This window comes from Agromyces sp. H66 (genome assembly GCF_004959775.1).
Classification (GTDB): domain Bacteria; phylum Actinomycetota; class Actinomycetes; order Actinomycetales; family Microbacteriaceae; genus Agromyces.
In genome coordinates this window covers 270,454-292,850 of sequence record NZ_SJZG01000003.1, presented here as the reverse complement: position 1 = coordinate 292,850, position 22,397 = coordinate 270,454, and the positions used below count along the sequence as shown (strand labels likewise).

Below are 22,397 nucleotides of genomic sequence, written 5' to 3'. Positions count from 1 at the left end.
CTCATGAGCCAAACATTGACCGAGACTCAGGCGTCGGGCGCCACGACGGCGACCGTCGAGCACTGGATCGACGGGGCATCCGTCGCGGGCGATTCCGAACGCACCGGGCCCATCTACAACCCCGCGCTGGGCGTCGAGCAGAAGCGCGTGCGCTTCGCCTCGACCGAAGACGTCGACGCCGCCGTGCAGGCGGCGGCGCGTGCCTTCCCCGGCTGGCGCGACACGTCGATCGCGAAACGCCAGCAGGTGATGTTCACGTTCCGGGAGCTCCTGAACGCCCGCAGCGACGAGCTCGCGGCGATCCTCACGAGCGAGCACGGCAAGGTGCTGTCGGATGCCGCGGGCGAGATCGCGCGCGGACTCGAGGTCGTCGAGCTCGCCTGCGCCATGCCGGGCTACACGAAGGGCGAGTACTCCGAGAACGCGTCGACGGGCATCGACGTGTACACGACCCGCCAGCCGATCGGCGTGGTCGGCATCATCAGCCCGTTCAACTTCCCGGCCATGGTGCCGCTGTGGTTCTTCCCGCTCGCGATCGCGACCGGCAACACGGTGGTGCTGAAGCCGTCGGAGAAGGACCCTTCGGCCGCGGTGTGGCTTGCGAAGCTCATGCAGGAGGCCGGCCTGCCCGACGGCGTCTTCAACGTCGTGCACGGCGACAAGGTCGCGGTCGACGCGCTGCTCCACCACCCGACGGTGCGCGCCATCTCGTTCGTCGGCTCGACGCCGATCGCCCAGTACATCTACACGACGGCGACCGCGAACGGCAAGCGCGTGCAGGCCCTCGGCGGCGCGAAGAACCACATGCTCGTGCTGCCCGACGCCGACCTCGACCTCGCGGCCGACGCGGCCGTCAACGCGGGCTTCGGCTCCGCGGGCGAACGGTGCATGGCGATCTCGGCGCTGATCGCGGTCGACTCCATCGCCGACGAGCTGGTGTCGAAGATCAGCGAGCGGATGTCTCGGCTGAAGACCGGCGACGGCACGCGTGGCTGCGACATGGGGCCGCTCATCACGCGGGAGCACCGCGACAAGGTCGCGGGATACCTCGACGTCGCGGCATCCGACGGCGCCACCGTGGTGGTCGACGGACGAGACCCCGAGGTCGACGGCGAGCCCGACGGGTTCTGGATGGGCCCGACCCTCGTCGACAAGGTGCCGACCTCGTCGGCCGTCTACCGTGACGAGATCTTCGGCCCGGTGCTGTCGGTCGTGCGCGTCGAGGGCTACGAGGAGGGCCTGCAACTCATCAACTCCTCGCGGTACGGCAACGGCACGGCGATCTTCACGAACGACGGCGGCGCCGCCCGCAAGTTCCAGCGTGAGGTGACCGTCGGCATGGTCGGCATCAACGTGCCGATCCCCGTGCCCGTGGCCTACCACTCGTTCGGCGGGTGGAAGGACTCGCTGTTCGGCGACGCCAAGGCGTACGGCGCCCGCGGGTTCGACTTCTACACGCAGGAGAAGGCGATCACGTCGCGCTGGCTCGACCCGAGCCACGGTGGGCTCAACCTCGGGTTCCCGCAGCACGACTGAGTGATGCGGTTGATGCCTCCACGGTGATGCGCATGATGCCTTAACATGGCATCATGCGCACCACCGTGAACATCGATGAGCACCTGCTCGTCCAAGCGAAGCGGCGGGCGGCCGCGCGCAACCTGACACTGGGTGAGTACGTGGAAGAGGCGGTACGGCACGAGCTGCTCCGCGACTCGGCCAGGCGCGCGCCGATATCCCTGCCGACGTTCACGCGAGGCACCGGCATGAGGGCCGGCATCGAGGCCTCGAACCGCGGGCTGTTCGACGCACTCGACGCGAACGGCGAGCGCGCGTGATCGTCATCGACGTCAACGTCCTGCTCGCCGCATTCAGGGAAGACCACCAGCAGCACGATCGTGCGCGGCCCTGGCTCGAACGCGTGCTCTCCGACGGAGAGGAGATCGTCATCCCCGATGCCGTGTGGGTCGGCTTCGTGCGCATCGCCACGAACCGGGCGATCTTCGACGTGCCGGCGACGGTCGCGGAGGCGTTCGAGTTCGTCACCGCGGTCACCGGGGCCGTCGGGTACCGGGTGATGCCCGGGCTCACCGACGGACTCTCCCTGTTCGCCAGGGTCTGCCTGGAGGCGGACGCAGCCGGGAACCTGGTGCCTGATGCGTACATCGCGTCGATCGCACGTGCTTACGCGTGCCCGGTGGCGAGCTTCGACCGGGACTTCCGTCGGTTCGACGATCTCGAGATCATCGTCCCGAGCTGATCCTCACGGGCGGGGCGGCCAGGCGGGCGCGCCGAGCTCGCGTGAGACATTGCGGGCCGCTTCGCGCAGCTCGTTCAGCACGGCGTCGGACGGGGGCCACTCGGTCGCCGGAAGCACCACCGCGATCGCGGCGATCACCTCCCCCTCGTCTGAGCAGATCGGCGCCGCCACCGACGCTTCGCCGATGACGGCCTCCTCGTTCTCGAATCCGAGCGCGTCCCGGCGCACGGGTTCGAACTCCTCGCGCAGGCGATCGGGATCGGTGATGGTGTCGGCCGTGAGCGCGATGAGGGGCCGCGACAGCACATCCGCGGCGTGCGCCGCGTCGTAGGCCAGGAGCACCTTGCCCATCGCCGAGGCGTGGCTCGGGATCGTCACACCCGTCTCGGGCATCTGCTCACTGCCGTCGGGCCGCCGGTCGTGATGGATGACGATCACCTCCCCGAACAGCTCGACGCCCAGTCGGGTGGCCAGCCCGGTGCGGCTCGAGAGTTCGTGCATCCAGCGCATCGATCGCGCACGCACGTCGAGCGTGTCGAGGTAGACGCTCGACAGCTTCAGGAGGGTCGGGCCGAGCACGTACCGGTTGCCGCTGGGTTGCTGCGCCACGAGACCGTGCGACTGCAGCGACTTGACGATGCCGTGCACCGTCGACGGCGGCAGGTCGAGGGCGGCGGCCATCTCGGTGATGCCCATGCGTCGCGAACCCTGCAGCAGACCGAGGATCTTCGCCGCGCGGTCGATCGACTGGATCATCGCGCTCCCTCCCTGCGTCGTCGCGGCACCGCACCGGCTTCCATTCTGTCGGGTTCTTGACAGGCCGGCGGTGAAGGTGCAGTATTCGGTATTGCCGAATGAGGTTCGACAATGTCGAATCTACCCGGTTCCCGAGCCCGGTGGGCTCTCCCCGGTTCCAACGCTTCAAAGGAGAACGCAACATGGACGACAACAGGACCTGGCAGCGGCTCGCTGCCGAGTTCCTCGGCACGGCCTTCCTCGTATTCGTCGGCGTCGGCTCGGTGCCGGCCTTCGCCCTCGTTCGGGGCGACGCGCCGTTCGCACCGGCCGATCTCGGCTTCATCTCGCTCGCCTTCGGCACCATCGTCGTGGCGACGGTCTACGTGTTCGGGTACATCTCGGGCAACCACATCAATCCGGCCGTCACCGTGGCCCTCGCGGTGACGGGCAAGTTCGCCTGGCGCGACGTGCCGGGCTATCTTGCCGCGCAACTGCTCGGCGCGACCGTGGGCGCGTTCGCCATCGTCGGGGCCCTCGGCCCGCAGGCGAGTGAACTCGGCCTCGGCGTGGCGGCGTACGGCGACATCCCGATCTGGCAGGCGTTCACGGCCGAGTTCCTCGGCACCTTCCTGCTCGTGTTCACGGTCTTCGGCGTGATCCATCGCAAGGCTGCGCCGGGATTCGCCGGCCTCGTGATCGGACTCGTGGTGTTCGCCGCCATCATCCCGGTGGCTCCGGCGACCGGCGCCTCCATCAACCCCGCCCGCACCACCGGTCCGATGCTCGCGCAGCAGATCCTCGGCGGCACGGTGCAGTGGGAACAGTGGCCGGTCTACGTCATCGCCGAAGTGGTCGGCGGCATCCTGGCGGGCGTCCTGTTCGGCGTCATCTCGCGGACGCAGGCCGACCGCACCACGCTCACCGAAGCGCTCATCGAAGAGGAGACCCGCGCATGAAGAAGCTCATCAACGCACCGTCGGCCGTGCTGGCCGACGCACTCAAGGGCGTCGCAGCCGCGCACCCCGACCTCGCCGTCGACTTCGACAATCGCGTCGTGTCGCGCGCGTCGGCGAAGCAGGGCAAGGTGGCGCTCATCTCGGGCGGCGGCTCGGGTCACGAACCGCTGCACAGCGGCTTCGTGGGCCTCGGGATGCTGGATGCCGCGTGCGCCGGCGAGATCTTCACGTCGCCGACGCCCGACCAGATGCTCGCCGCCGCCACGACGGTGAGCGCCGGCGCCGGAGTCCTCTACATCGTGAAGAACTACACCGGCGACGTGCTCAACTTCGAGATGGCCGCCGAACTCGCCGAGGCCGAGGGGATCCCCGTGAAGACGGTGCTCGTGGCCGACGACGTCGCGGTCGAGGACTCGACGTGGACCGCCGGCCGTCGTGGCGTCGGCACGACGGTGCTGGTCGAGAAGATCGCGGGCGCCGCCGCCGAGGCGGGCGACGACCTCGAAGCCGTGCACGCGATCGCCACCCGCGTGGCCGAGAACGGCCGGTCGATGGGCGTCGCGCTCACGAGCGCCACGCTGCCCGCGGTCGGGAAGCCGAGCTTCGACCTGCCCGAGGACGAGATCGAGATGGGCGTGGGCATCCACGGAGAGCCCGGTCGCAAGCGAGTCCCGTTGCGGCCGGCGGCGGAGATCGCCGAGGAGTTGGTGTCGTCGATCCTCGCGGACCACGACTTCACCGGCGCCCCGGTGATCGCGATGCTCAGCGGTCTCGGCGGCACGCCGCTCATCGAGCTGTACGCGATGTACGGCGACGTCGCCGCCCTGCTGGAGCAGCGCGGCGTCACCGTCGCCCGGTCGCTCGTCGGCGACTACATCACGAGCCTCGACATGGCCGGATGCTCGCTCACGCTCCTCCGCGCCGACGAGGAGATGCTCCGACTCTGGGACGCGCCGGTCGGCACTGCGGCGCTGCGTTGGGGGGTCTGAACAGATGAGGACGCTCGAGGACAGCCGCCTCACGGTCGACGACCTGATCGCGTGGCTGATGCGATTCGACGAGCAGATCGTCGAGCACGCCGAACGCCTGACCGAGCTCGACTCCGCGATCGGCGACGCCGATCACGGCACGAACATGGCCAGGGGGACCGCCGCCGTGCGGTCGCGACTCACGGCGGCGCGTCCCGAGGACGCGGGCGCGCTGCTGAAGTCCTGCGGCATGGCGCTCGTCTCGACGGTCGGTGGTGCGAGCGGATCGCTGTACGGCACGCTGTTCCTCGAGATGGCCAAGCACGTCGGCGCGGCCTCGGAGCTCGACTCCACCGTCTTCGCCGCCGCGTTCCGCGCCGGGGTCGCCGGTGTCGTGGCTCGGGGCCGCGCCGAGCCGGGCGACAAGACCATGGTCGACGCCCTGCATCCGACCGTCGACGTGCTGGACGCCGCGGCAGCCGACGGCGTGCCGCTCGCGGCGGCGCTGCGGTCGGCCGCAGCCGCTGCCGCGGCGGGGCGGGATGCGACCATCCCGCTCGTCGCCCGCAAGGGCCGCGCCAGCTACCTCGGTGATCGCAGCGCAGACCACCTCGATCCCGGTGCGGCCTCGGCGGCGATCCTCGTGCAGGCGCTGGCGGACTCGCACGCGGAGCGTGGCCGATGATCGGGCTCGTCATCGTCTCGCACAGTCCTCGGCTCGCGGAGGCGGCGGTCGAACTGGCGCTGCAGATGGTGCACGGCAGCATTCCCGCGATCCGCATCGCCGCGGGCGTCGAGGGACGCTTCGGCACGGATGCCGCGGCCGTCGCCGCCGCCATCGACGAGGTCGCGGGCGACCACGGCGTGCTCGTGATCACCGACCTCGGCTCGGCCGTGCTGAGCGCCGGGCTGGCCCTCGAGCTCAGGGAGTCGAGCGCGGAGGTGATCGTGAGCGGTGGGCCCTTCGTCGAGGGGGTCACCGCGGCGCTCGTGCTCGCCGCGACCGGCGCTCCGCTGGCGGAGGTCGCCCGCGAGGCCTCCGCCGCGCTCGACGCGAAGCTCGCCCAGCTCGAGCCGCTCCAGGAGCCGACGGCGGCCACCGGCGCGACCGACGCGACCGACGAGACCGCTGCGCCGGTCGCGCCGGATCCGCATTCGGCCGATGAGGTGCTCATCAACCCCGAGGGCCTGCATGCCCGCCCCGCCGCCATGTTCGTGCAGGCGGTCGGCGGCTACGACGCCGTCGTCGACGTCACCAACCTGACCACGGGCACCGGACCGGTCACGGCGAAGAGCCTCATCGGCCTGCTGTCGCTCGGGGCGAAGCAGGGTCACCGCATCCGGCTCGACGGCCAGGGCCCCGATGCGGCGACGGCGGTCGGCGCGCTCCGGCGGCTGCTCGCCGACGGGTTCGGCGAGGGCACGCCCGCGCGGAGCTGACGACCTGACGCCGCTCGGGCGTCCGCCGCGGCCCGCGCATCAGGGAAGTGCGTCGCGCAGCAGTTCGAGCGCGGCGCGGACCGTCTGGTGCACGACCTCGGACGGGTCGCCGTCGAACTGGAAGTGCGTTTCGCGGACGTCGCCGCGTACCGTGACCGCCGCGTAGACGCTGCCCGCGGGCTCGCCGTCATCGGGCTCGGGGCCGCCGACCCCGGTCACGCTGACCGCGGCATCCGCTCCGAGGAGCCCGGCGACGCCGGCGGCGAGCTCGCGGGCGCACCGGGCCGAGGTGATGTCGTCGGCCGTGACGCCGAGCACCTCTCGCTTGACCTCCTCGGCGTAGGCGATCACGCCGCCGCGCAGCCACTGCGAGGCATCCGGCGCCGCCCCGAGCGCGTTGGTGATCGCGCCGCTCGTGAGCGATTCCGCCGCCGCGACGGTGAGGCCCGCGGCCGTGGCTCGGCGCGCGACCTCCGCCGCGAGTGCGGCGAACTCGTCTGCCGGATCCTGCATGCCGTCCCCCTGTCGTGTCCGCTCAGCCTCGCGGGCGCGCGGCGCGGGAGGCTCCGGCGAACGCCGCGATGGCCGCCTGCGCGTCGGGCGTCTCGAACGCGGCTGCGATCGTGCGTGCCTCGTCATCGAGCGCCTCCTGGAACGCGCGCCCGAGACCCGACCGGACGAGCCGCTTCGCCTGCCCGAACGCCGACGTCGCGCCGGTGAGCCACGAGTCCGCGACCTCGCGGGCGCGCGCGGCGACCGCGTCGGCCGGAACCACCTCGGTCACGAGCCCCCAGTCGAGCGCCTCGGCGGCCGAGAGCGTGCGTGAGGTGAGGGTGAGTTCGAGTGCGCGCCGGGTGCCGACCGCCTCGGGGAGCAGGGTGCTGACACCGCAGTCCGGCGTGAGCGCGACATCGGAGTAGCGGCTCGCGAAGGTCGCGGCCTCCGAGGCGATGATGACGTCGGCCACCAGCATGAAGCCGAGGCCGCCGCCGGCCACCGGTCCCTGCACGGCCGCGACCGTGGGCTTGGAGCTCTCGCGGAGCGTGCGGTGACCGTCGTGGATCCGGTCGGCGAGGCCCTGGATGACCCGGCCGGCGTCGGGCTCGGCCGCTGCCAGCCCCGACATCGCGACCACGTCGCCGCCCGCGCAGAACGCGCGGCCGACCGCGTCGAAGAGCACCGCGCCGATGTCGTCTCGTTCGTCGATCTCGTGCGCGATCGACTGCCAGAGCCCGATCGCGACGGGATCGACGGCATTGAGCCGTGTCGGCCGGTTGAGCGTGACATGGGCGAGCCCATCGCTCACGTGGAACAGGATCGCGTCGTCGCTCATGGTGCTGGAGTCTACTTCGCGGGACCGCGATCAGGCTTCGGCGTGCGCCTCGAGCAGCCGGGCGGCTCGGGTCACGAGCACGTCGAGCACCGTGCGCACGGCGAGTCGCTCCGCGACATCCGGCCGCAGGAGCGCGACGATCTGGCGTGCCGACGCGACGCCGCGAATGGGCTTCAGCACGACTGCCGAGGTCATCGTGCCCGACGTGAACCTGGGCACGAACGCGATGCCGAGGCCCGCCTCGATGAATGCCTCGACGATGCGCATGTCGCTGAAGCGCTGGGCGACGTGCACGCGCTTGCCGCCCTCCTGCTCGATGGCGTGCAGGATGCGTTCGAAGGGGAACCCGGGCGGCACGCCGAGCCAGGTCTCCTCGACGAGGTCCGCCGGCGTCACGTACGCGCGGTTCGCGAGCCGATGGTCGGCCGGCAGGCCGACGTCGAGCGGCTCGGTGAGCAACGGAACCGCCTTGAGGCCGCGCCCGCCCCAGGGCAGTTCGCCGGGCATGGTGTGCGCGAGCACGATGTCGTGATCGGCGGTGAGGTCGGGGAACTCGGCGAGCTCGGGGTCGAGGTCGGTGCAGTGCACCACCAGGCCCGCGACCCGGGCGAGGTCGGTGAGCACGCCGGGCAGCAGCGTGGCACCGATCGTGGGGAAGGTGAGCAGTGTCACCTCTCCGCTCGGATGGTGGCGGAACTCGTCCCACAGCGCCGTGGCGCGCTCGAGGGCGATCGCGACCTCGGTGGCGCTGCGCGCGAGCGCCTGCCCGGCGCTCGTAAGCGCGAGACCACGACCGCTGCGGGTCGTGAGCGGCATCCCCGCCTCCCGCTCCAGCACCTTGAGCTGCTGGGAGACGGCCGACGGGGTGCGGCCGGTGGCCTCGGCGACCGCCGTGACGCTGCCGCGCTCGGCGAGTTCTCTGAGCAGGTCGAGCCGTCGCACATCCATGTAGCCAAGCTACATCGTCAGTGAAGGATCGTGCGCTTGTGCTGCACGGTCGGCGGCGCGATGATTGAAGGGTCGAACACGTGCAACGGCGCCTCCGTCGCTCGACGAACCCGCCACCTCTTCGAAAGGAACCACCGTGTTCACGCTTCTCGTCATGCTGGGCCTCGCGTCCGCAGCCGGCATCGTCGGCTCCATCGTCGTTTCCGCGCGCGACGGCTACCGCCGCCAGCCGCGGGAGACGTTCGCCCGCACCGTCTAGGTCGTCGCGACAACCCGGCTCGGCCGGGTGCAGGGCCGCTGCGCAGGGGAGGGACACCCCGCGGAGCGGCCCTTTGTCGTTCCCGCGGCCGCATCTCACTCGACGTCCGGCACGCGTGCCTCCCGAACAGGGCGCACGCGCGTGGCATCCCGACCTTCCTCTCAGGCGGGGGAGTCGTAGAGTATTCGGGTGACCCTTGCGCCTCAGGACCGTAGCACCGACACGCGCCGCCAGCTCATCGAGCACATCGCGGCCGACGCGGTGTTCCACGGCGACTTCACCCTGACCAGCGGGAAGAAGGCGTCGTACTACGTGGACCTGCGCAAGGTCAGCCTCGACCACCGCGTGGCACCGCTCATCGGGCAGGTCATGCTCGACCTCATCGCCGACATCCCCGACGTCGACGCCGTCGGCGGAATGACGATGGGCGCCGACCCGATCGCAGCCGCCGTGCTGCACCAGGGCGCCGCGCGCGGCCTCGCGTACGATGCGTTCGTCGTGCGCAAGGAACCGAAGGACCACGGCCGCGGCAAGCAGGTCGAGGGGCCGGATGTCGCGGGCAAGCGCGTCATCGTGCTCGAGGACACCTCGACCACCGGCGGCTCGCCGCTCAAGGCGATCGAGGCGCTGCGCGCGGCGGGCGCCGAGGTCGTCGCCGTCGCGGTGGTCGTCGACCGCGCGACCGGTGCGCGTGAAGTGATCGAGGCCGCCGGTGTGCCGTATCGGGCCGCGATCGGCCTCGAAGACCTGGGATTGGCCTGATGAATCGCGACGGGCGAGACGCCGACGACGCCGACTGGCTGCTTGCGCAACTCGCGAGCGGCCGGACGCCGGCTCGTCAGGATCCGCCGGTCGCTCCCCCGCCCATCGCCCCTCCGGCCGGGGCTGCTCCGCCCGTCACTCCTGCGCCCGCTGCAGAGCCGTCCGTCGAGCCTCTGGCGCAGCCGCCGGTCGTGCAGCCGCCGGCGCAGCCCGCCGTCACGCCCACGCCGGCGCCGCGCAGCGAGGAGGTGCTCGACTGGTTCTCGCTCGCCGAGCCCGAGGGCGAGCCCGATGACGTGACGCGTGCCCTTCCGGTGATCGGCGCACCGTCGGAGCGGGTCGAGCCGCCCGTGGCACCGCCTCCGGCGACACCGGTGGAACCCGACGCGCCCGCCGGGCTCCCCGCGTGGAATCCGCCGTTCACCGTCGGTCGTACCGGCGCGGTGCCTCCGGCCGCCGTGCCGCCGGTCGCGGTGCCGCCGGTCGCGGTGCCGCCGGTCGCAGTGCCTCCGGTCGCGGTGCCGCCCGCGGCGTCCATGCCGCCCGCACCTCCCGCCCCGGCCGCGTCGCCGGGGTCCTCGCCGCTGACCTCGGTCGAGCCGCCCGTCGGTAGCACGCCGCCGCCCCTGCCCGAGACGGCGCCCGCAGCGCCCGTGCCGATCCGGCCGGTGCAGTCGGCGCCGATGCCGACGCCGATGCCCGAGCAGGCTGCGCCCGTGCTGCCGCCCGAGCAGGCTGCGCCCGTGCTGCCGCCCGAGCCGGTGCGGCCGGTGCTGCCCGAGCAGAGTGCGCCTGTGCTGCCCGAGCAGGCTGCGCCTGTGGTCCCGGCCGAGCCCGTCGCGCCCCTGCTGCCGCCCGAGCCCGCCCCGCCGCCCGGCCCCGTGACGCCGCCCGCCCAGTTCGCCCTCACCTGGGGTGCTGGCGACCTCGACTCCGAGGAGGCGATCCGCGCCGCGTTCCGCAGCCTCTCCACATCCGGACTCGCGACGTCGGACGCGCCGGTTGCTCCGGCCGCCGAACCGACTCAGGTCCCGCCGCCGCAGGTTTCGGATGCCGCGCCGCCGCCCTCGGCCGCGGCCTCGACGCCGGCCGAAGCCGATCCGTTCGCCGGCTTCTCACCGCCACCCGTCGCGCGCCAGTCGTTCACCCCCGTGCCGCCGCCGCAGCATCCGATCGCACCGACGACCGCGCCACCCAGTTGGGAGGAGCGCGCCGCACGGCCGAGCACGCCCAGCCACTTCGACGACGAGCTGTGGTCTGCGCTCAACGAGGACGCTGACGAGACGCCGGCCATGACCGCGCCGCCGCAGTCGCCGGACACGGCGCCTCCCATGGCCACGCCTGCCGCACCGGTGCGGCCCGATGCGACCGTGCCTCCTGCGGCGCCGGTGCCTCCTGCGGCGCCGGTGCCTCCTGCGGCGCCGGTGCCTCCTGCGGCGACCGTGCCTCCTGCGGCGACCGTGCCCCCTGCGGTGATGCCCCCGACCGCGCACGTCGCGCCGGTTCCGTCCACTCAGGTGCCACCTGACGTTCCGATCCCGCCCGCCCAGCCGGCCGTGCCGTCCGATGAGCGTGCAACGCCCGACGCTGCATTCGTCCAACGGGGCGCGACGGTGACGCCGGTCGGGCCGCCGCAGGCTCCTTCGGTTCCGCCCGCCTCGGCCTCGGCTTCCGCGTTGCCGCCCGCGGCGCCGGTGCCGCCCACGGCGCCGATCCCGCCGTTCGCGGCGCCCGTCCCGTCGGCGCCGCTCCCGGCGGCCGCGGACACGCCGCCGGCCGCGCCATTCGAGGTCCCGTTCGCAGCCACGACGCCCACGCCCGTGGAGCCGTCGCATTCCGACGGATTCCCCTTCATCGAGGTGCGGGGCGCGGCCGGATCGCCCGTGCCGATCGTCGGCGCGACGGCAGCCGAGTCCATGGCCGATCGTCGTGCCCCCTTTCCCGCATTCGCCTCGAACGGCGGCGACGACCGTCCCGAGCGCCGGGACCAGCAGCCCGATGGGCCGGTCGACGACCTGCTCGCCGCCCTCGGCGGCGGAGCCCGACCCACCCGAGACGACGGTTCCGGCGACCGGAACGGCGGGGCCGGTGGCGTCGGGGACTCGCGATCGCGCGGCGACCTCCCGCCCCGGGAACCGGCCGAGCCGATCGACCGCGGATTCGATGCGTTCGGCTTCGAGGAGGCCGACGAAGCAGACGACTCGAGCGGCACGCCCGACGACTACGCTGACGAGGCCGAGTCGACGATCGCACGGGAGATCGCGGAGACCGGCTACTTCTGGAACCTGACTCCGGATCCCACCGCGGTCGACCCCAAGGCGGCCGAGCAGCAGCCCGATTCCACGGTGCCCTCGCCCTTCGCGCAACCGTCACCGCTGGGCTTCGGGCACGAGAACGTCGAGCAGCCGCCGTCGGACTGGGAACCCGCACCCGCGTGGCAGCCCGGGCCGGAGTGGCAGGCCGAGTCCGAGCCCCAGTGGCAGGCGGAGGCCGAGCCAGAGCCCGAGCGGTCGTTCGGCGGCGATGACCTGACGGCGATGTTCACCGCCGCCGCGACGCCGGCGCAGCCGGTGGCTCCGCACACCGCTCCGCCGGCATCGACCGCCGCGCACGACGACGAGGATCCGCTCGCCTCGCTCTTCGGCGCGTCGGCCGCCCAGCAGTCGGCTGCCGATCCGTGGCCGCCTGCCGCGGCATCCGCACCGACCGCGTTCGCTGCCGCCCAGGCAGGCACCGCATTGCCGCCCCGCCACCCGGCCGCCGGCCCGGCGCCCAGCGGATCCGGCGCCGGACGAGATCCCGGCGGCGCCGCGAGCGGCGGCTCCGGCGGCGGCGGAAACCGAGCGGTCCGAACCCTCCTCTGGGTCGCGGGCGGCCTCGTCGTGGCGGTCGTCATCGCCGGCCTGTTCTACCTCGGCACCCGGCTCTCGGGCGGCGTCGAGGCGGGATCCCCGTCGGCGTCGCCGAGTGCCACCGAGACCCCCGTGGCCGAGCCCACGGCGCCGCAACCCGTGGGCGTGCACGACTGGAACACGCTGTTCGGCGGCGAGTGCATCGACCCGTTCGAATCGGCCTGGGCCGAGGAGTTCTCGGTCGTCGACTGTGCGGCTCCGCACGCCGCCCAGCTCGTGTACCGCGGCGAACTGCCGGGCGACGCGGCCGCGCCGTTCCCCGGGGAGGAGGCGATCGCCTCGCAGACGAGCCAGCTCTGCAGCGCGCCCGGGATCATCGACGTGGGGCTCGTCGAGGGCATTCCCGACCTGCAGGTGCAAGCCGCGTTCCCGGTCACCGAGGAGCAGTGGACCGACGGCGAGCGCACGTACTACTGCTTCGCGAACCGCGCGGGCGGCGAGCCGTTGACGGGCCCGATCCAGGGCCCTGGACCCACGGCGTAGCGTGGCGGCATCCGCTCGGGTCGTCGTCGTCGGCTCGCTGAACGTCGATTCGACGAGCTATGTGGCATCGTTCCCGGCTCCCGGCGAGACGATCCGCTCGCACGGCTTCCGGGTCGCGCTCGGCGGCAAGGGCTCCAACCAGGCGGTCGCGGCGCATGTGGTGGGTGCGGCCGTGGAACTCGTCGCGCGCGTCGGCGGTGACGCAGCGGGAGACTTCGCGGTGGCAACGCTCGATCGACTCGGGGTGCCGACCGGCGCGATCGCGCGTGAGACGGATGCCCCGACCGGCGTCGCCCAGATCACCGTCGCCGACTCGGGCGAGAACACGATCATCGTGACCGGCGGCGCGAACCTCGCGCTCACGCCGGCCGTCGTCGACGCGGAACGGGATCGCATCGTCGCCGCGCTCGTGCTCACGCAGGGCGAGCTTCCCGTGGCGACGATCGATCGGCTCGCCTCGCTCGCCGCCGAGGCGGGCGTGCGGTTCGTGCTCAACCTCGCCCCGCCCGCCCCGGTCTCCGCCGAGACACTCGCCGTTGCCGACCCGCTCGTCGTCAACGAGCACGAGGCGCGAGCGGTCGGCATCGGCACGGATGCCCCGGACGCGACGCTCGAGGACTGGCGCACGACCGCCGCATCCGCCGTCGGCAGGGTCGCCCGGTCCGTCGTCGTGACGCTCGGTGCCGCGGGGGCGGTCGCGGCGTCGGTCGACGGCACGTGGGCGATCGCGGCCCCGAGCGTGTCTGCGGTGGACACGACCGGCGCCGGCGACGCCTTCACGGGCACGCTCGCGGCATTCCTCGCCGAGGGGCGGTCGCTCGAGGAGTCGCTGCGAATCGCGGTGGCGGCGGGTGCCCTTGCCGTGCAGGCTCGCGGCACGGTGGACTCGTACGCGCCGCGAGCGGCGGTGCTCGAGGCGGCGGCCCGCGGCGGTGCATCGCCTGCAGGGGGAGCCGCGCCGGCATGACCATCCCCGTCATCGTCGACTGCGATCCCGGACACGACGACGTCTTCGCGCTCTGGCTCGCGGCGGGGCATCCGTCGCTCGACCTGCGTGCCGTGACGACCGTGGGCGGCAACGTGCCGCTCGAGCACACGAGCCGGAACGCGCGCATCGCGCTCACGGTCGCGGGCGTGACCGACGTGCCCGTCGCCGCGGGCGCTGCCGGGCCGCTCAGCCGGGTGCTCGAGACCGCGGAGTGGATCCACGGCGAGAACGGACTCGGCGGCCCCGAGCTGCCGGTACCGGCGATGCCGCTCGATGCGCGCGACGCGACTGGGCTCATCGCCGACACCCTGATCGCGTCCGAGGAACCGGTCGCGATCGTCGCGACGGGGCCGATCACGAATGTCGCCGTGTTCCTGCGCGACCGCCCGCAGTTGGCGCACCGCATCCGCGAGGTCGTGTGGATGGGCGGCTCCACCGAGCGAGGCAATGTGACGCCCTACGCGGAGTTCAACGCATGGGTCGACCCCGAGGCGCTCTCGATCGTGGTGGGCAGCGGCGTCCGCTTCACCATGGTCGGCCTCAACGTCACCCATCACGCCCTCGTGACCGCGGCGGTGCGAGGACGCCTCGCCGCCGTCGGCACGCGCACGGCGGCGTTCGGCGATGAGCTGCTCGAGTTCTTCTGCCGAACGAACGACGAGGTCTTCGGCATGCCCGACGGGCCCCTGCACGACCCGGTCGCCGTGGCCGTGCTGGCCGATCCCGGCTCGGTCGAGCTCGCGCACACGCGGCTCGACGTCGAACTCGCCGGCACCGAGACGGCGGGGGCGACGAGCGTCGACCTCGGCGGGATGCTGCGACGCGAGCCGAACGCGTGGGTCGCGACCCGCCTCGACGTCGACCGGTTCTGGGGCGTCATCGAGGGCGCCATCGCCCGGCTCGCCTGAGCCTGCCTCGACCCCTGACGAGCTCGTCGGCTGAGGGCTCTGCGTCTCGAGCACGCCGTTCTTGAACGACAGTCCCTGTTCGGAGGTCGCAGGACTTCGATACCGCGGCACCGCGGCACTGCGGCACCGCGGCAATGCGGCACTGCGGCACTGCGGCACTGCGGCACTTCGGCACGTCAGCACTTCGGCACCGCGGCACTGCGGCACTGCGGCACTGCGGCACTGCGGCACGTCAGCACTTCGGCACCGCGGCACCGCGGCACCGCGGTACTGCGGCACCGCGGTACTGCGGCACTTCGGCACTGCGGCACCCACTCGGCGAGAGAGAACGCCTCGTCGATCGATCGGACCTCGCCGACCCGCCGCTCACACGAGCGAGCGGATGCTCCAAGCCAGATGCGCGACCGCCTCGTCGACGAGCGCGTCCGAGAGGTTCCCGTAGCCGAGCACGAGCGCCTCGGGAGCGTTCGATGCCGCCGACGCCCGGTACCGGGCGAGCGCCGAGACGGCCACGCCCAGGGTGCCGGCGGCTTCGGCGGCGTCGCTGCCGCGCACACCCGCCGGCAGGGCGAGCACGGCGTGCATGCCCGCGGCGATGCCCGTCACCGCGAGGCCGGGCAGTTCACTCGCGATGGCGGCCAGCAGTTCCGTCCTACGCCGCCGGAATCGGCCGCGCGCCGCGCGCAGGTGCCGTTCGAGGTCGCCCGAGTCGATGAACCGGGCGAGCGCGGCCTGGTCGAGCGTCGATGGGCGTGCCGCCTCGCCGAGTCGGATGCGCTCTCGGAGCGCCGCGGGCATCACCGCCCAGCCGAGCCCCAACGCGGGCGAAACCGATTTCGAGAGTGACCCGATGAGCACCGTGCGCTCGGGAGCCATGCCCTGCAGTGCCGCGACCGGGCGGCGATCGTAACGGAACTCCGCGTCGTAGTCGTCCTCCACGAGCACGGCGTCGACCGAGCGCGCCCAGCGCACGATGGCCTCGCGACGCGCCGGGGCGAGCGCCGCGCCCGTCGGGAACTGGTGCGCCGGGGTGATGAGGGCTGCACGCGCGCCCGTACGGGACGCGGCATCCGCCAGCCGGTCGACGTCCACGCCGTCACCGTCGACCGTCACGGGCACGGGGACGAGCCCCATGCCCGCGGCGACCTCGCGCAGGCGCGGCCAGCTCGGGTCCTCGACGAGGAGGGTCCGGTGGCCGCCGCGATGCAGTCCGCGTGCGATGGCGAGCATGGCGTCGGTGGCACCGTGCGTGATGACCACATCGTCGGGCGCGGCGACGGCGCGCCTCGAGCGCGTGAGGTACGAGGCCACAGCGGTGCGGGCAAGCGGATGTCCCAGCCGGTCGACGACCGCGAACTCGCCGTCGGGCAGGTTCGTGAGCGCGTGGCGCACCGCGTCCGCCCACCGAGCGCGCGGGACGTGTCGCAGGTCGGGCACGCCCGGCCCGAGATCGTATCGGGGCCGACGGAACTCCCCGCGCACGGGCGGAGCCACGGGTCCACCGAAAGCGGACGGCCGTGACGTCGCGGGCACGCGGGTGCCGGAGCCGACCGCGGCCTCGAGGAGCCCCTCCGCCACGAGCTGCCCATAGACCTCGGTGACCACCCACCGCGAGACGCCCAGCGTCTCGGCGAGGCTCCGGCTCGGCGGCAGGGCGGCGCCCGCCGGAATGCGTCCGGCCTGCACCGCCTCGCGCACGGCGCGCTCGAGGCGGTCGCGCAGCGGCAGCGGCGCGTCGCCGAGGTCGAGCAGGGTCTCCCAGGCGAGCGCCGGCGCCGAGGGGTCGAGTCGGGGCATCCGTCACTCCTCGATTGGTCTGGTCGAACAACGCCTGATTGGAGTGTACGACCGAGCCGATCAGTTCCTACGCTCGAACACGTCATCACCGGTACGGAAGGGAATCAGCATGCGATACCGCACCATCGGCAACGGCCGCACCTCATTCGACGTCTCCACCATCTGCCTCGGCACCATGTTCTTCGGCACGCGCACCGACGTGGACACCTCGTTCGCCATCCTCGACCGCTTCGTCGAGGCCGGCGGCACGTTCATCGACACGGCCGACAACTACAACGCCTGGGTCGGCGGGCACGGCCGCGACAGCGAGGACCTCATCGGCCGCTGGCTGGCCGACCGCGGCGTGCGCGATCGCGTCCGCATCGCCACCAAGGTGGGCGCCGCGAAGAAGGATCCGGCGCTGCCGCTCTCGAACACACCGCCCACGAACTTCGAAGGGCTCAGCGCCGAGGTCGTGCAGCGGCAGGCCCACGAGAGCGCCCGCCATCTCGGCGTCGATCGCCTCGACGTGCTCTACGGGCACGTCGACGACCGCGAGACCGCGCTCGCCGAGACCGTCGGCGCGTTCGGCGCCCTGCAGGACGAGGGGCTCGTCGGCATCTCGGGCATCTCGAACGTCGCGTTGTGGCGCGTCGTCGAGGCACGCGAGGAGGCGCTCCGGCAGGGCGTCGCGCCCTACGGGCTCGTGCAGCAGCAGTACAGCTACGTGTACCCCGAGCCCAAGCTCGGCCGGCACAACTTCGTCACGCCCGACCTGCTCGACTACGCGGCATCCACCGGCTCCGACGGCCGGCCGCCGCTCGCCGTCACCGCGTACTCGCCGCTGTACCAGGGCGCGCTCACTCGACGCGACAAGCCGCTCTGGGGCGGCGCGGAGCACCCGACCTCGCGCGCGCGAATCGCGACCCTGCACGAGGTGGCGCGCGAGATCGGCGCGACCCCGAATCAGGTGGCGCTCGCGTGGTTGCTCGGGGCCGACGTGCCGGTGATCCCCATCGTCGGCGCGTCGAGCGTGGCGCAGCTCGAGGAGGCACTCGGGGCGGCCGAGCTCGACCTCGAAGCCGAGGTGCGGGCGCGCCTCGACGCCGAGCCCGTGCTGCCCCGCGAGGGGGCCGCGAGCGCGCGGCCGGCCGCCTGACCCGCGGCCGACGGCCCGCCGACCGACGGCGGGCCGTCGGGCCCGCCGCCTGACGACGGGACGTCGCGGTCGCGCCCGGCCGACCTAGAGCTCGGTCTCCACGGGCTCGTGCGTCACGAGTTCGGTCACGCCCGAGAGCACTTCGTCGGGTCGGAACGGGTACTTCTCCATCTCGGCGCGATCGCTGATGCCCGTGAGCACGAGCACCGTGTGCAGTCCCGCCTCGATGCCCGCGACGATGTCGGTGTCCATGCGGTCGCCGATCATCGCCGTGTTCTCGGAGTGCGCGCCGATCTTGTTGAGCGCCGAGCGGAACATCATCGGGTTCGGCTTGCCGACGACGTAGGGCTCCTTGCCCGTGGCCTTCGTGATGAGGGCGGCGATCGCCCCGGTCGCGGGCAGGGGGCCCTCGGCGCTCGGCCCCGTGGCATCCGGATTCGTCACGATGAACCGCGACCCCCTGCCGATGAGGCGGATCGCCTTGGTGATGGCCTCGAACGAGTAGTTGCGGGTCTCGCCGACGACGACGAAGTCGGGGTTCGTCTCGGTCATCACGAAGCCGGCCTCGTGCAGCGCCGTGAGGATGCCGGCCTCGCCGATCACGAACGCGGTGCCGCCGGGCTGTTGCTGCTTCAGGAAATCGGCGGTCGCGAGCGCCGAGGTCCAGATGCGCTCCTCGGGCACGTTCAGGCCGCTCGCCCGCAGCCGGGCCGACAGGTCGCGGGCCGTGAAGATCGAGTTGTTGGTGAGCACGAGGTATGGGGTGCCGGTGTCCTCCCATTGCTGCAGCAGGTCGGCGGCGCCCGGCAGCGCGTGGTTCTCGTGCACGAGCACGCCGTCCATGTCGGTCAGCCAGGCCTCGACCTCTTCACGTCGTCCCATGCGCCAAGCCTAGGGCGCGCAGATCACGGGCCGATGAACGATGGATGCCGCGCAGCGCGCGCCCTGGCGCACGCCGCCCGCGCACGCAGTGCCCGAGTTCGCGCCCGTTCTCCGGGACCCGGCCGGGCCGGGAGATCCCGGCGAAGATCAGGCGGAGACCCAGATTCCCGCGGCTGCCTCGCGGGCGATGGTGCTGGCCGTGCCCTCGACGGTGACGGCGACGGATGCCGCGTCCGCCGCGTCGGCGACGCGGAGTTCGCATCCCGGGCCGATGCCGGCGTCGTCGAGCGCGCGCAGCACGGCGGGGTCGCGGTCGCTGATGCGGATGACGCGACCGACGTGTCCGGCAGATGCCTTGTCGAGGCGGATCGACGGCTCGGACACGAGCGATCCGTCGGCCGCGGGGATGGCATCGCCATGGGGGTCCCGCTCAGGGCGTCCGAGCCGGGCGTCGATCGCCTCGAGCAGGCGGTCGGACACGGCGTGCTCGAGGACCTCGGCCTCGTCGTGCACCTCGTCCCATGCGTAACCCATCTCACGCACGAGCCACGTCTCGATGAGCCGGTGCCGGCGCACGACCGCGAGTGCGCGCAACCGCCCGACATCCGTGAGTCTGATCGCGCCGTAGGGGACGTGCTGCACGAGGCCCTGCGCCGCCATCTTCTTCACCATCTCGGTGACCGACGAGGGGGCGACGCCGAGCGCCCCGGCCAGGCCCGACGGCGTGATGGGTTCGGGCTGCCACTCGGTGTGGGCGTACACCGTCTTGAGGTAGTCCTCGATGGCGGGGCTGTTGGCGGGCATCGGCCTCAGGATACCCGGGCGGCAGGCGTCGGGTGCGGGAGCGCACGCGGCATTCGCGTGCCGCCCGACACGATCCGAATGAATCGTGTCAATTTCTCGCCCGGATCTGTTGACCTGCCCCCCGGATGCGGGTACGTTCGGGTTCGCACGGAAAGCGCTATCCCAACGACGGACCCAACAGGTCCAGAGAAGGATTCGACGATGAATCTCGGAAACCATCCGTTCCGCGCAGCGATGGCGGTCGCCGCCGCCGGCGCATTGCTCGCCGGTGCCGCGCAGCCCGCGACCGCCGCACCGCCCGACGCCGTGCCGGCCGCCGTGCCGCAACTCGAGGCCCTCGATCGCGGCCTCGTCGCGGTCGCCACCACCGAAGGCGTCTTCCTGAGCTGGCGGCTCCTGGCCTCCGAGGCGACCGGAGCCACCGACACCGGCGTCGCCGGCCCCGACTTCGCCGTCTACCGGGACGGTGAGCGACTGGCCACCGTGACCGACTCGACGAACTACGCCGACCCCGACGGCACGCCGACCTCGGAGTACACCGTCGCCGCCGTGGTGAACGGCGTCGAACTCGAACCGAGCACAGCCGTATCGCCGTGGGCGCAGGGCTACCTCGATGTGCCGCTGCAGAAGCCCGCCGACGGCGTGACCCCGACCGGCGAGGCGTTCACGTACTCGGCCAACGACGTCGCGGTGGGAGATGTCGACGGCGACGGCCAATACGAGTTCGTCGTGAAGTGGGATCCGTCCAACTCGAAGGACGTATCCCAGAAGGGCTACACGGGCACGGTCTTCCTCGACACCTACGAGCTCGACGGCACGTTGCGCAATCGCATCGACCTCGGCGTCAACATCCGCGCGGGCGCGCACTACACGCAGTTCCTCGTGTACGACTTCGACGGCGACGGCCGGTCGGAGACGATGCTCAAGACCGCGCCCGGCACGAAATCGATCACGTACGCGGCCGACGGCTCCGTGGCATCCGAGGCGTCGATCACCATGCCCGAGGCGGACGTCGCCGCCGGGTACTCGCACGACGATGACTACCGCATGAGCGCCGCCGACTACCGCGAGCACCTCGTCGAGATGTTCCAGGGCTGGTCCGAGCACGCCGAGGTGGCGGCCGGCAATTGGCCCGCGACGCTCGAGGAGGCGTTCGGCATCCCGGTGGCGCACGAGTACCCGCTGAGCCGCGCGAGTGCGGAGGAGCTCGCCGACCACTTCATCGACGTCTACGCGCCGAGCCGGTCCGGCCGCAACGACCTCACGACCTTCGACGGCTTCATCGTCGACGGCCCCGAGTACCTGACGGTCTTCGACGGCGCGACCGGCGAGGAGCTGCAGACGATCGAGTACAAGCCGGGCCGCGGCGACGACGGCCTCATGTGGGGCGACTACGCGATGAGCCGCATCGAGCCGGGGAACCGGGTCGACCGGTTCCTCTCCACCGTCGCCTACCTCGACGGCGAGCGGCCGTCGGCGGTGTTCGCGCGCGGCTACTACACACGCACGACGATGATCGCCTACGACTGGGACGGCGAGGCGCTGCACGAGCGCTGGTACGTCGACAGCGGTCACGCGCCCATGTCGAACCCGTTCAACGACTCCCCGCACGGCGTCGACGGCACCGACCCGGAGTATGGCGGCATCACCACGCAGGGCTTCCACTCCCTGAGCTCGGCCGATGTCGACGCCGACGGAAGGCAGGAGATCGTCTACGGCGCCGTCACGATCGACGACGACGGCAGCGTGCTCTACAGCTCGTACGACGTGCTGCCCGAGGGCAGCGCGGCACCCGGTACGCTCGCGCGACTCGGGCACGGAGACGCGATGCACGTCGCCGACCTCGACCCGTCGCGTCCGGGCCTCGAGATCTGGACCGTGCACGAGGGCGGGGCCTGGGCTCCGTACGGCTCCGTCATGCGCGACGCCGCGACGGGAGAGATCCTCTTCGGGTCGTACTCCGGCCGCGACACCGGCCGGGGCATGGTCGGCGACGTGCGGGCGGATGTCCCGGGCGTCGAGGTCTGGGCGAGCATGCCCGGCGGCAGCGACGGCAGCGGACTGCTGAGCGTCGCGGGCGAGCAGCTCGAGTCGTCGACGCCGGGCACGAACATGTCGATCCGGTGGGCGGCCGACCTCACGACGCAGCTCGTGAACGGCCACTCGACCGACACGTACCGGACGCCCACGATCGACGACTGGACGCGCGGGACGTTGTTGACGGCCGAGGGCACGGCCGTGAACAACTGGACCAAGGGCAACCCGTCGCTCGTCGCCGACGTGATCGGCGACTGGCGCGAGGAACTGCTCGTCCGCACCCTCGACTCGAACGCGTTGCGCGTGTACACGAGCACGGAGGTCACGACGCACAAGCTGACGACGCTCATGCACGACCAGCAGTACCGCGCCGAGACCGCCCGGCAGCAGACCACGTACAACCAACCGGCGTACACCTCGTTCTACCTCGCGAGCGACCTCGACTGGTCGGAGGTGCCGATCCTCACCACCCCCGTCGTCCCGGTCGAGCCGAAGTTCAAGGACCGTCCGGGCACCGGCCAGGATGAGGTGCAGGTACCGACGAACATCGCCGGTGTCGCGTACTACGTGAATGGCGAGCTCGTCACGGATCCGAACGGCAAGGCGAGCGTCGGCGGCGAGGTGGAGGTCGTTGCGGTGCCGACGGCCTGGTACCGACTCGCCGACGGCGCTGCATCGGAGTGGACCACGACCTTCGAGGGCTGAGTCCGCCGCAGACGACCGCCCCGAGCGCCGCAATTCCGTGCCGGCCGCTCGGGGCGGTTCTGTCGCCACTCGCGCGCGGAAG

21 protein-coding genes are annotated in these 22,397 nt (G+C 72.3%); 14 read left to right on the top strand and 7 right to left on the bottom strand.

Annotated elements, in window-relative coordinates; translation table 11 throughout:
• Positions 1 to 3: 3 nt before the first annotated feature.
• The 3 genes from EZM51_RS07225 to EZM51_RS07215 are packed head-to-tail and all read left to right on the top strand — an operon-like array spanning position 4 to position 2,257.
• Positions 4 to 1,536, top strand: coding sequence for a CoA-acylating methylmalonate-semialdehyde dehydrogenase (locus EZM51_RS07225; RefSeq protein ID WP_136707571.1), 1,533 nt, complete (start codon positions 4 to 6; stop codon positions 1,534 to 1,536).
• 53 nt (positions 1,537 to 1,589) lie between these two features.
• Positions 1,590 to 1,835 (top strand): hypothetical protein, encoded by a 246-nt coding sequence (locus tag EZM51_RS07220; RefSeq protein ID WP_136707570.1) that lies wholly within the window; start codon positions 1,590 to 1,592, stop codon positions 1,833 to 1,835.
• Positions 1,832 to 2,257: a TA system VapC family ribonuclease toxin gene (locus EZM51_RS07215; RefSeq protein WP_169053816.1), complete on the top strand. Its 426-nt coding sequence runs from the start codon at positions 1,832 to 1,834 to the stop codon at positions 2,255 to 2,257. The genes EZM51_RS07220 and EZM51_RS07215 overlap by 4 nt, the downstream gene beginning before the upstream one ends.
• A gap of 3 nt (positions 2,258 to 2,260) precedes the next feature.
• On the opposite strand, the gene EZM51_RS07210 is transcribed toward EZM51_RS07215, so the two are convergent.
• The gene (locus EZM51_RS07210; RefSeq protein WP_136707568.1) at positions 2,261 to 3,013 is read right to left on the bottom strand and encodes an IclR family transcriptional regulator; all 753 of its coding nucleotides are present in this window, start codon (positions 3,011 to 3,013) and stop codon (positions 2,261 to 2,263) included.
• A gap of 182 nt (positions 3,014 to 3,195) precedes the next feature.
• On the opposite strand from EZM51_RS07210, the gene EZM51_RS07205 reads away from it, so the two are divergent.
• The 4 genes from EZM51_RS07205 to EZM51_RS07190 are packed head-to-tail and all read left to right on the top strand — an operon-like array spanning position 3,196 to position 6,359.
• On the top strand, positions 3,196 to 3,951 hold the full coding sequence (locus EZM51_RS07205) for an MIP/aquaporin family protein (RefSeq protein ID WP_136707567.1): 756 nt from the start codon (positions 3,196 to 3,198) through the stop codon (positions 3,949 to 3,951).
• Positions 3,948 to 4,940, top strand: a complete 993-nt coding sequence (gene dhaK, locus EZM51_RS07200) for a dihydroxyacetone kinase subunit DhaK (RefSeq protein ID WP_136707566.1) — start codon at positions 3,948 to 3,950, stop codon at positions 4,938 to 4,940. Before EZM51_RS07205 ends, dhaK begins: the two co-directional genes overlap by 4 nt.
• Positions 4,941 to 4,944: 4 nt before the next feature.
• On the top strand, positions 4,945 to 5,604 hold the full coding sequence (gene dhaL / locus EZM51_RS07195) for a dihydroxyacetone kinase subunit DhaL (protein ID WP_136707565.1): 660 nt from the start codon (positions 4,945 to 4,947) through the stop codon (positions 5,602 to 5,604).
• Positions 5,601 to 6,359, top strand: a complete 759-nt coding sequence (locus EZM51_RS07190; protein ID WP_136707564.1) for an HPr family phosphocarrier protein — start codon at positions 5,601 to 5,603, stop codon at positions 6,357 to 6,359. The genes dhaL and EZM51_RS07190 overlap by 4 nt, the downstream gene beginning before the upstream one ends.
• Before the next feature lie 39 nt (positions 6,360 to 6,398).
• On the opposite strand, the gene EZM51_RS07185 is transcribed toward EZM51_RS07190, so the two are convergent.
• The 3 genes from EZM51_RS07185 to EZM51_RS07175 are packed head-to-tail and all read right to left on the bottom strand — an operon-like array spanning position 6,399 to position 8,640.
• Entirely contained in the window at positions 6,399 to 6,872 is a 474-nt protein-coding gene (locus EZM51_RS07185; protein WP_136707563.1) for a CinA family protein, read from the bottom strand.
• A 22-nt stretch (positions 6,873 to 6,894) separates the two neighbouring features.
• Positions 6,895 to 7,692 (bottom strand): enoyl-CoA hydratase/isomerase family protein, encoded by a 798-nt coding sequence (locus EZM51_RS07180; protein ID WP_136707562.1) that lies wholly within the window; start codon positions 7,690 to 7,692, stop codon positions 6,895 to 6,897.
• A 30-nt stretch (positions 7,693 to 7,722) separates the two neighbouring features.
• Positions 7,723 to 8,640 carry a LysR family transcriptional regulator gene (locus EZM51_RS07175; protein ID WP_136707561.1) on the bottom strand — a complete coding sequence of 306 codons (918 nt, stop codon included), beginning with the start codon at positions 8,638 to 8,640 and terminating at the stop codon, positions 7,723 to 7,725.
• A 136-nt stretch (positions 8,641 to 8,776) separates the two neighbouring features.
• Between EZM51_RS07175 and EZM51_RS21205 the strand changes: the two genes are divergently transcribed.
• From EZM51_RS21205 to EZM51_RS07155, 5 genes are all read left to right on the top strand, one after another.
• Positions 8,777 to 8,899: a hypothetical protein gene (locus tag EZM51_RS21205; protein ID WP_282568134.1), complete on the top strand. Its 123-nt coding sequence runs from the start codon at positions 8,777 to 8,779 to the stop codon at positions 8,897 to 8,899.
• A gap of 189 nt (positions 8,900 to 9,088) precedes the next feature.
• Positions 9,089 to 9,661, top strand: a complete 573-nt coding sequence (gene pyrE / locus EZM51_RS07170; RefSeq protein WP_136707560.1) for an orotate phosphoribosyltransferase — start codon at positions 9,089 to 9,091, stop codon at positions 9,659 to 9,661.
• Entirely contained in the window at positions 9,661 to 13,056 is a 3,396-nt protein-coding gene (locus EZM51_RS21200) for a septum formation family protein (RefSeq protein WP_136707559.1), read from the top strand. Before pyrE ends, EZM51_RS21200 begins: the two co-directional genes overlap by 1 nt.
• A gap of 1 nt (position 13,057) precedes the next feature.
• Positions 13,058 to 14,023: a ribokinase gene (locus EZM51_RS07160; protein ID WP_136707558.1), complete on the top strand. Its 966-nt coding sequence runs from the start codon at positions 13,058 to 13,060 to the stop codon at positions 14,021 to 14,023.
• The gene (locus EZM51_RS07155; protein ID WP_136707557.1) at positions 14,020 to 14,952 is read left to right on the top strand and encodes a nucleoside hydrolase; all 933 of its coding nucleotides are present in this window, start codon (positions 14,020 to 14,022) and stop codon (positions 14,950 to 14,952) included. Before EZM51_RS07160 ends, EZM51_RS07155 begins: the two co-directional genes overlap by 4 nt.
• A 366-nt stretch (positions 14,953 to 15,318) precedes the next feature.
• Here the strand turns inward: EZM51_RS07155 and EZM51_RS07150 are convergent, their stop codons facing one another.
• Entirely contained in the window at positions 15,319 to 16,749 is a 1,431-nt protein-coding gene (locus EZM51_RS07150) for a PLP-dependent aminotransferase family protein (protein ID WP_136707556.1), read from the bottom strand.
• A 109-nt stretch (positions 16,750 to 16,858) separates the two neighbouring features.
• On the opposite strand from EZM51_RS07150, the gene EZM51_RS07145 reads away from it, so the two are divergent.
• Entirely contained in the window at positions 16,859 to 17,887 is a 1,029-nt protein-coding gene (locus EZM51_RS07145; RefSeq protein WP_136707555.1) for an aldo/keto reductase, read from the top strand.
• 84 nt (positions 17,888 to 17,971) lie between these two features.
• Here EZM51_RS07145 and EZM51_RS07140 read toward each other — a convergent pair whose 3' ends face one another.
• Together EZM51_RS07140 and EZM51_RS07135 are read right to left on the bottom strand one after the other, a co-directional pair.
• Complete coding sequence (locus tag EZM51_RS07140; RefSeq protein ID WP_136707554.1) at positions 17,972 to 18,769, bottom strand: HAD-IIA family hydrolase; 798 nt, start codon at positions 18,767 to 18,769, stop codon at positions 17,972 to 17,974.
• Positions 18,770 to 18,916: 147 nt separating this feature from the next.
• Complete coding sequence (locus EZM51_RS07135; RefSeq protein WP_136707553.1) at positions 18,917 to 19,573, bottom strand: metal-dependent transcriptional regulator; 657 nt, start codon at positions 19,571 to 19,573, stop codon at positions 18,917 to 18,919.
• 201 nt (positions 19,574 to 19,774) lie between these two features.
• On the opposite strand from EZM51_RS07135, the gene EZM51_RS07130 reads away from it, so the two are divergent.
• On the top strand, positions 19,775 to 22,315 hold the full coding sequence (locus EZM51_RS07130) for a rhamnogalacturonan lyase (protein ID WP_136707552.1): 2,541 nt from the start codon (positions 19,775 to 19,777) through the stop codon (positions 22,313 to 22,315).
• The last annotated feature ends 82 nt before the right edge of the window (positions 22,316 to 22,397 follow it).